The 432-nt window shown below is 59.7% G+C and carries 1 protein-coding gene; it reads left to right on the top strand.

Annotated features, from left to right (window positions below; translation table 11 throughout):
- Nucleotides 1-186: 186 nt before the first annotated feature.
- Nucleotides 187-432: ATP-binding cassette domain-containing protein (locus SOP95_RS31720; RefSeq protein WP_323609545.1), on the top strand; the 246-nt coding region annotated here is incomplete at its 3' end.

The raw sequence follows: 432 nt of genomic DNA, 5'->3' as shown, positions 1-432 counted from the left end.
TCGGATGCTTTCTGTTCGTCCATGAGGGCTCCTTTTTATAGGAGCGCGAGTCTAGCGAGCAGGATGTGCTTTGCCCAGGCCGTCTGCGCGCATCGGGTCATGCACATAAGTTTGAATTTTTTGAATGAAATCCCGGCCAGTGTGCCTCACCATTGCACCGTCCAGATTGAGAGGAACACCGCGTCCATGAGCGCACTGATCGAAACCCGCGCCCTCACGCGCATGGACGAGCGCCGCCACGTGGCCTTGCTCCAGCCCACCGATTTCACCTTGAATGCCGCCGATCGCGTGTCGATCACCGGCTCATCCGGCTCCGGCAAAAGCGTGTTCCTGCGCGCACTCGCCCTGCTGGATGCGCCCAGTTCCGGGCAGATCCTGTGGAATGGCCAGCCGATTAACAACGCGCAGATTCCCCACTACCGCTGCCACATC

It is taken from the genome of Pseudomonas sp. YuFO8 (assembly GCF_035065025.1).
In the GTDB taxonomy this organism is placed as follows: Bacteria; Pseudomonadota; Gammaproteobacteria; order Pseudomonadales; family Pseudomonadaceae; genus Aquipseudomonas; species Aquipseudomonas putida_AE.
This window is presented reverse-complemented; position numbering and strand designations above follow the sequence as displayed.